The organism is Candidatus Latescibacterota bacterium, assembly GCA_019038625.1.
Taxonomy (GTDB): Bacteria; Krumholzibacteriota; Krumholzibacteriia; order Krumholzibacteriales; family Krumholzibacteriaceae; genus JAGLYV01.
Genome location: JAHOYU010000170.1, coordinates 1 through 8,383, shown reverse-complemented (window position 1 = coordinate 8,383; position 8,383 = coordinate 1). Strand labels below are relative to the sequence as shown.

The 8,383-nt window shown below is 51.3% G+C and carries 10 protein-coding genes; 4 read left to right on the top strand and 6 right to left on the bottom strand.

Going from position 1 to position 8,383, the window contains the following annotated elements:
* The 3 genes from KOO63_12425 to KOO63_12415 all read right to left on the bottom strand — a co-directional run.
* Window positions 1–875: hypothetical protein (locus KOO63_12425; GenBank protein MBU8922615.1), on the bottom strand; the 875-nt coding region annotated here is incomplete at its 3' end.
* A 24-nt stretch (window positions 876–899) separates the two neighbouring features.
* Complete coding sequence (locus KOO63_12420) at window positions 900–1,631, bottom strand: DUF4197 domain-containing protein (protein MBU8922614.1); 732 nt, start codon at window positions 1,629–1,631, stop codon at window positions 900–902.
* 52 nt (window positions 1,632–1,683) lie between these two features.
* Window positions 1,684–2,427: an AsmA family protein gene (locus KOO63_12415; protein ID MBU8922613.1), complete on the bottom strand. Its 744-nt coding sequence runs from the start codon at window positions 2,425–2,427 to the stop codon at window positions 1,684–1,686.
* Window positions 2,428–2,624: 197 nt separating this feature from the next.
* Between KOO63_12415 and KOO63_12410 the strand changes: the two genes are divergently transcribed.
* Both KOO63_12410 and KOO63_12405 read left to right on the top strand, forming a co-directional pair.
* Window positions 2,625–2,903, top strand: a complete 279-nt coding sequence (locus tag KOO63_12410) for a helix-turn-helix transcriptional regulator (protein ID MBU8922612.1) — start codon at window positions 2,625–2,627, stop codon at window positions 2,901–2,903.
* A 5-nt stretch (window positions 2,904–2,908) separates the two neighbouring features.
* On the top strand, window positions 2,909–3,373 hold the full coding sequence (locus KOO63_12405; GenBank protein MBU8922611.1) for a hypothetical protein: 465 nt from the start codon (window positions 2,909–2,911) through the stop codon (window positions 3,371–3,373).
* Window positions 3,374–3,441: 68 nt separating this feature from the next.
* Here the strand turns inward: KOO63_12405 and KOO63_12400 are convergent, their stop codons facing one another.
* The gene (locus KOO63_12400; protein MBU8922610.1) at window positions 3,442–6,357 is read right to left on the bottom strand and encodes a PAS domain S-box protein; all 2,916 of its coding nucleotides are present in this window, start codon (window positions 6,355–6,357) and stop codon (window positions 3,442–3,444) included.
* A 273-nt stretch (window positions 6,358–6,630) separates the two neighbouring features.
* Window positions 6,631–6,801 (bottom strand): hypothetical protein, encoded by a 171-nt coding sequence (locus tag KOO63_12395; GenBank protein ID MBU8922609.1) that lies wholly within the window; start codon window positions 6,799–6,801, stop codon window positions 6,631–6,633.
* Between KOO63_12395 and KOO63_12390 the strand changes: the two genes are divergently transcribed.
* Window positions 6,772–7,119: a hypothetical protein gene (locus KOO63_12390; GenBank protein ID MBU8922608.1), complete on the top strand. Its 348-nt coding sequence runs from the start codon at window positions 6,772–6,774 to the stop codon at window positions 7,117–7,119. The genes KOO63_12395 and KOO63_12390 overlap by 30 nt on opposite strands.
* A complete protein-coding gene (locus tag KOO63_12385; protein ID MBU8922607.1) occupies window positions 7,116–7,772 on the top strand; it encodes a hypothetical protein in 657 nt (218 codons plus the stop codon). The genes KOO63_12390 and KOO63_12385 overlap by 4 nt, the downstream gene beginning before the upstream one ends.
* Window positions 7,773–7,860: 88 nt before the next feature.
* On the opposite strand, the gene KOO63_12380 is transcribed toward KOO63_12385, so the two are convergent.
* Window positions 7,861–8,383 (bottom strand): NAD(P)H-dependent oxidoreductase (locus KOO63_12380; protein ID MBU8922606.1); only part of this gene is annotated, 523 nt, incomplete at its 5' end.

The window sequence follows — 8,383 nt, the reverse complement described above, 5'->3', positions numbered from 1 at the left end:
GTAGAGAGTGTACTGTAAGATGAAATAAATACGAATCTCATCGATTTCGACCTGCTGACATATGTGTTGAAGGTCGGGTCCGCCTCATGGAATACTTGGTGATCCGATGTCACATCCGTTCCGAGAACATGCCGAAGTATCTTGTATGGTCTGAGAGTCGCATCTTTCGTGGAATAGAATACGGTCTTAGTATCAGCTGCCCATACAGGCCTTCCAGTGGTTTCAACTATCCTGTCTTCCAGCATCTCTCCCGTATCAAGATCCCTGAACAGAATCGTGTATTTTCGCCTGCTGACCGTATCGACACCATAAGCGATCATCCTGTTATCATCACTCACCGTCAGGCCCGTCACACGACAATAATCGTGTCCAGCGGCGACCTCATTGACATCCAGCATGATCTCTTCCGCTGCATCCATCGTTTCCAGTCGGCGACAATAAATCGGATATTCCTTCCCTTCCTCGAAGCGGGTGTAGTAGTAATACCCCCGCTGTATATATGGAACCGACTCGTCGTTCTGCGGGACCCTTGCTACCATCTCGTCGAAAAGTCTCTTCTGAAAGACCTCCGTATGCCTCATCATGAAGTCCTTATATTCGTTCTCCGCCTCAAGGCAGGCTATGACTTCAGGATTTTCCCTCTCTCTCAACCAGAAATATTCATCGATGCGGGTATGCCCGTGAATAGTCAGTTCTTTCTTTATCTTTTTTGCCCGGGGTGGGTATATCTCAGCTTCCGGAACGACCAGCGATGCGTTGCTTCTGCATCCGGCAATATTTGCGGCCGACATGATGAACGCGGCGCATAAGATGCCAGAAATGTACTGGTGTCGATTCATGGACCTGTTCCTTTCGAAGGCTTGTCTTATTCCCATTTCCTGTTCCCCATTTTCAATTCATCAGTTCCCGAAAACACGCTTCAGAAGATCGGTCGTCCGCGCAAGAGGATCCTTTCTGATCTTCTGTTCCTCTCCGGCGAGAACCGTGAACAATCCGCTCATAGCCCTTTCCGTGACATAATCATCAAGATCCACAAGTCGCGGTCCCTCTGTAAATGAAAGACTGTTGTAAGCATCCGCAGCCTGTCCGTACAGACGTGACAACCCTATCTCCTGGATCTTCGCGTGGACTATCGGACGAAACCTGGCCTGAAGTGTCTCGTGTGTCTTTTCGTGAAAGTAATCGGTGGCTGCCGTATCATGGCCTCTCAGTATTCCGAAGGCATCAGCGACACTCATCCCGGTGATTGCGCTCCACAGCACTTCCCTCGCTTCTCCCGCAGCCAGCTCAGCGGCACGGTTCATGCCGACCTCGAGCTCATCGACTTTACCTCCGAGTCCTATCCCACGAAGGGTGGTAGCCATAGATTGCAGCTGTTCAGGAAGAGCTATCCGGATAAGTTGATTTCCCAGGAATCCGTCAATCCTGGAGGTGGACAATACCGAGTTGTTCGTTCCGACTTTCAGAGCCTCTTTGATCCCTGCAATGACTGTCCCCTCGTCCAGCGGACCTTCCCTGCCCGGATCTCCGCTCAATACAGCAGCAAGGTCCTCCTGGAGCGTCACACATCCAGAGAGTACAAGCATGAGAGTCAGAGAGAATATGATTCCGGTTCGATGTGTCGTTTTCACCTGTAGTCCCCTTCTATTGCTGTAGACGCAGATTCCAGTTATCCCTTCCGGCCTAGCCACCGATCTTGTCCAGCAGCTCTTTTGATTTCTCCTTGATCGAACCACCCAGCTTATCCTCGATCAGTCCCCTCAGCTCGGAGCCTGCTATCTCGGCCGATACCTTTTCAGCTACGGCCCCAAGAATGATCTTCGTTATCTCGTCGGGTGTAGCGCCTTCAGCCCCTCCGATATTGGAGAGCCTGATCTCCGGAAGATCTATCGTACGCTTTTCCAGACCCAGTTCGGATGCATCGATATTTATACTGCCCTTTTCAAATATAAATTGATCGATCCGTATCCTTTTTGCCTGCCCGGCCGCCTGCCCGCTGTCATCCACAGGTCCGCTGGAAGAATTTCCGGAAAATGCCTGTACCCGCTTGCGAAGCTCCTCAATATTCGATTCTCCATTCTTCAATATCTCTGCATTGACGACGGGGGCCTGTATGAGGATCTCGGTGATGACTATCGGTTCACTCCGAAGACTCTCGACATCGATACCGACCGTGATATCCTGAAGCGAAAAGGCATCTGACGCCTTGAATCCGTCCGGACTGGCTACCTTCAGGCCCTTGATCGAACCGCGACCATCTCGAAGCTTGAGTTCCACTCCCGAGACGGTGACACGGGTCTGTGTGGCCTCTGTGCCGTTCTTCTCTATGGCCTTCGCGACAAGCGAATTGAGATTCGACAACAACATGAACACTCCGACGACTATCAAAACAATTATTATCGATATAATGATGAGTGCTTTTTTCATTGCGCCCTCTTTCCTGTAAATAGAAGTAATATGATTCCAAGTGAGGTCATACTAGTCCTGAACAACGTATTGCATCAAGATGTTTGTACTTTAATTCAGCAGGCATCGAAAGACGATTCGAATCTGGATATATTTATTTTTTGGAAATTTGCAAATTTTTGTTGCATATATATATAATTATGTTGTATATTTACAACATGAAATCAAGAAAACTATATAACAGGATCTCCATCCTTAGACATGAGCGTAGTATTTCAAGGCAGGATCTGGCCGGGATGATCGGCGTCAATTTCCAGACCGTAGGCTACCTGGAGCGTGAAGAATATAATCCAAGCCTCGATCTCGCGCTTCGTATCAGCAAGGTTTTCGGACTTCCGGTCGAGATGATTTTTTCTGCCGTACCGATGAAGCCGCTCAGCGAAGAGATCCTTGGCAGAGACGACCGGGATGACTTCAACACAAACAAAAGGAAGTAATGGTAATGGAGCGATTCATATCTCGGACACGCCTTCGCGCGGGTGTAGGAATAAACTATTCATCCATGATCCTCACGGCCGCAATTTTTCTGCACGGGGAGTACAGGGGATGGAATCTTGCATTGATCGTGGCAGCCCTCATGACCACGGCCATCGTTGCAGTCAGTTTTGCCTGGACCTATGTGAAAACCGGGCTTTGGAAACTCGTCCATACGGACATTGATAACCTCGACGAGCGAGAGACACAATTGACACACCAGGCCCTGCGCCGGTCCTACCAGATATTTACCGCGATCTCAACATTGATATTCTCTTTACTGTTCTTTCTTGTACGTTTTTCTGTGGATATGATCACTTTCAGAGGGCATTTTTCACTCGGCCTGGTCCTGGTATTAATCCTGCCCTACCTGATCAACACTCTCCCGGCCTCGATCATTGCCACCAGCCAGGAAAAACTGGCAGTAAAATAGACCGAGTCAACTTTCGGAAGGATTACATTAAGGTCAGCTCTGGAACCGGCCCAATTCGCTCCCCCACCTTATTCCTGCTCCAGCACTTCCCGGATCTTTGCGGCCATGGCCTGGATGGTGAACGGTTTCTGGATGAAGGCGATACCTTCTTCCAGCACACCGCGATTGGCGATCACGTTTTCGGTGTAGCCTGACATATAAAGCACCTTCATGTCCGGGTGTTTTTCAATCATTCCAGTGAACAGCTCTTTGCCGTTCATTTCGGGCATGACCACATCTGTCAATAACAGATGGACCGATTCACCGTGCGACGCCTGGACCGCCAGTGCTTCGGCCCCGTTTTTTGCCACAAGGACCTCATACCCCTGCCGTTTAAGAATGGCATGAGTGAGATTGCGCACCTGTTCGTTATCTTCCACCAGCAATATGGTTTCGGAGCCCTTCACATCGACCAGGTTCTTTTTGCTGGTTTTCACTTCGATATGTTCTCCCTCGGAAACTGGTAGATAGACCTTGAAAGTCGAGCCTTCACCGGGTTCGCTGTAGACCCATATATTACCGCCATGCTGTTTGATGATACCGTAGACCGTTGCCAGCCCGAGTCCTGTCCCCTGCTCTCCCTTGGTGGAGAAAAACGGCTCGAACACCTGGTTGAGAATCTCGTCATCCATGCCTGTTCCCGTGTCGCTGATGGCCAGCATGACATACGCGCCCGGGGCCATTCCCTGGTGTTCAGCCACATAACTTTCATCGAGCTCCACCGCTGCTGTCTCAATGGTCAGCAAACCGCCTCCGGGCATAGCGTCAGCTGCGTTGACCGCCATATTCATGATCACCTGCTCGACCTGACCGATGTCCGCCATGACCGTCTGGATATCAGGTGACGGGATGATCTCAATATTAATATCTTCCGGGACTGAACGCCGCACCAGTTTTTTAAAGTTCTTTATAACTTTGTTTATGTCCAGAGGCTTGTACTCAAGTGTCTGCTTCCGGCTGAAGGCCAGGAGCTGGCGTACCAGATCACGTGCCCTGAATCCCGCGCTCAGGATCTCGTCAACAGATTCCCGGCGCGCTTCGTCAGGGCCCAGATCGGCAAGTAGTATCTCACCATAGCCAAGGATGGGGGTGAGCAGGTTGTTCAGATCGTGTGCAACGCCACCGGCCAGCCGACCGATGGATTCCACTCTCTGGGCCTGCTGGTATTGCTGTTCGAGTCTGATATGATCGGTGATATCGCGTTTGACCGCGACGTAGTTGATCGTCTTGCCCGAATCGTCACGCACAGGTGAGATCGTCGCGTCTTCAGTGAAGAGGCTCCCGTCTTTCTTCTTGTTGACGAGTCGCCCGTGCCATGTCTTGCCGCTCGCAAGCATTTCCCACATATCACTGTAGAAGGCGTCGTTGTGCTTGCCACTCTTTAAAACATGTGGGTTCTGGCCGATCACCTCTTCACTCGAATACCCTGTGACCTGCTCGAAGATCGGGTTGATGTATTGGATAGTGCCCTCGGCATCGGTGATCACGATGGACTCCTTCACCTGCTCGATGGCATGCATCAGCCTCTCTCGCTCACTCTCCACCCGCCGGTGTTCAGTGATATCTATCCCGATGCTTAGAACAGCATAGATGTTTCCGGAAGAATCTCGCAGTATATTGTTGTTCCAGCTTATAAGCCTTTCTTCACCCTTTTTTGTGAGGATAGGGTTCTCGTGTCGCGATGCCTCAGGCATTAATTCGAGCACATCCTTGAAAACCTCCGGAAGGCTTTCCCTATCTCTCCGGGGAATAAAAAGATCAAACCAGTTTTTGCCCATGACTTCAGTTTTATTATAGCCTGTCAACTCCTCGGCACATTTATTGAAAGTTCTGATACAGGCCTCTGAGTCCAGTGTGATTATGAGCGTGTTGGCTGTCTCTATAAGGCTCTCGGCAAATTCTTTGGCAACTTTTATTTCCTCTTCGCTTTCACGGAGCTGTTTATCCTTTGTGTAAACTTTCGAAACATCGCGGAAAACCAGCACGACACCTACCACCTTGCCATCCGCATCCCGGATGGGAGCACCGCTATCAGCGATCTGACGCTCGGTACCGTCGAGGGCAATGAGGGCCGTATGATTAGCCAGGCCCACTACGACACCCTCACGCAGGACCCTTGCCATCGGGGTTTCCACTTCTTCCCGCGTTATCGAGTTGATGATGTGGAAGACCTCGTTCAACGATCTACCCCGGGCATCAGCATCCGCCCACCCGGTCAATGCCACAGCAACGGGGTTCATTCGCGTGACGCATCCCTTGCTGTCTGTGACGATAACCGCATCGCCGATCGAGTCAAGGGTGATCGAAAGATTCGTCTCACTTTTCTGTATTGCCGAAATATCGAACATCTTCCGCCGTTCGTAACGGCGGAAGACAACGCCGATCAGAACGGATAATCCCAGACACAACGCGATCAACAGACTCTGCACGACCCTGAACCAGAATAGCCCCCGGGCCATAACGCCCTGAAGCTCGATTTTCACATCGTTCGCCTGCATGAGAAGGTCTTCGAACACGCGGTCAAAACGCTGGTCAATATCCGATCCTGTGCCAGATTGCGCCTTTTCCGCCCATCTTTTCTCGGCGATCGAATGGAATTCCTCGATCTTTGTCAGCACTTCCTCGATCTCGAGGCGAAGGTCGGGATCGCGGAGCGGGATGATGATACCTTCGGGTGCCTCACCCCCGGCGAGCATGGCTCGCGCGTACCATGCCGATCGATCGATGTATTCCAGGGCAGCGTCAAAATCTTCGTTCCTGTCGCCGTTAATTACTTCCTCGACCCACAGGTGACCGATAGCAGCTTCAAACTTGATCTCCATCACCGCGTCCACCAGCGGCACATAACGCCGAGCCATACGAGCCCCGGTGAACAATGAATAGACTACTGCCGCCATGACAAGCAGTCCCAGCCCGACTACGAATGGGATCGGACTGCGTCTCACAGTGAGGTCTTGAGTCAAAATTTTCTTTGTGTTTGTCAAAACAGCCTGCTCCTTGCAAAGCCCAACGGAATCCCCCTCTGCTGGAACAACAGGGAATGGCATATGTATCGAAGACCGCCAACGCGGTGGAACCCCCGAGCATTGTACTCTTTTCTCAAATGTCTCACAAGGATATAACAGGACAAGAGGACATGGGCCGACCCAAAGTAATGATATTCAGATCAAACCGATGGTATCACTTCCTGGAAGGCATAGCTTTCCTGAGGGGGAAACTTAGTCCATCACCAGTACACTTACCGTCCTGCCGAACTCGTCATTGACTGGAGTAAGCCCGGGAGGCGCCTCCCACGCCTCTCCATCGATGCTGATGCTTATCCTGTGTGTGCCAGAAGAGATCTTGAGGTTGACCTGCCAGTGCCCTGGATAAGATTCAACGAGAGACACCGGTTTCCAGTCTGTAAAATCTCCGGAAACCTCGACCGCTGCGGTGACACACCTGTCCAGGGCGTCAACGTCACGGTCTGTGAATATGAATCGGGCGACGAGGTCGACCAGGGTGAGACCGGCGAAGACGGATACGCCTGGTTCGCGATCGATGCCGGACTTTACGATGTCGGCATCGACGTTCCCGAAGGATATGAACTTCTCACCGGCAGAGACAATCCCCAGAGGGGGATCTGGGTAGCTTCCAGCGACTCTGTTTATGTCACTTTCGCGCTGAAACCCCAGGGTGCCAGCGAAGAAGGAACCCTGTCACGGTGACTATACGATCAGACGAAACTTCACGCGTTGGATTCTTTCTGGAATATGATTGCCCGGATTGTCCCGATGGGGAATTGATCGTGTCTGCACTCCATGAGGCCGATGGACGGCCTGGTGTTTCAGTTCGTATCTTTGATATGGAAACGGGTTCGACGATTGCTGAAGGGATCACAGATAACACCGGCCAGGCCATTTTCAGCCTTGAGAGCGGAGAGTATGGCGCGGAAATCACATTGCCGGAGGGGTTCGGACTCTCACCCGGACAGGATAATCCCGTCGAGCATATAAGGATCTTCAACGGCCTGTCAACGCGCGTCAACTTCCATCTATGGGACTCGAGCGTGCCACAACCGGACGGGGTCCTTATGATCTGTGTCTTTTCAGACAGCCATGCGGACAGTATTCCCGGCGACCCGCCTGAAGATTTCGATGTGGACGTGACAGTTTTTGATGCAGCGATGAACATTTGCGCGACTGGAACCGTTCAATCAAATTTGTGCATATCGTTCGACCTCGAGCTCGGCATCTATTCGGTTGAGGTCACTGTCCCATCCGGATACGATCTCATTCGTGGAGAAAATCCGATCGAGGCCATCGAAGTCGTACCGAACTCGACATCACACGTGACCTTCGTGTTCCGTAAACCGGAATAGGCCCGGATCTGGCACGAAACACAGCAGGTGTCATACAACATTGCCATTAAGCGCTCCGGTGCCGGAAGCATCGGAGCGCTTATTATTTTTAACCGGAAAAAGCACTGGCCAGATGCTTCTGCAACCGGTGCAGATCGTTTTCGATCTCGGCGTCCTTGAGAACGTTGAAGCAGGAAAAAGTCGGAAGCGGCTCCATGCCAAAGAACTGATACACCTTGTGCAACCACATGAACGCTCCATCGACTCCTCGTCCCTCAAAAAACTGTGCCGGGTCCTCGAACGATTCCAGCGGCGCGTTCCAGGTGGTGGACAGCATATACTTCTTCCCGTTCATCAATCCACCTGATCCGTATTTTTTACTCAGATCCGATCGAGTCCTGCCATCGTCTTTGCACAGCACTTCGCCGATTCCCGCAGTGTAGACTTCATCTATATATTTCTTGAACAGATAAGGAACGCTCATCCAGTAGACAGGCGTCTGAACGAAGACAGCTTCTGCCCACTTGTACTTGCCCAGTTCCTCGGCGACATCATAACCGCTCTCCACGATTGTTGTTTTCACTTTGTGACCGGCCGCGGCCAGCTGTTTTTCAGTTGCGTCAATAATAGTG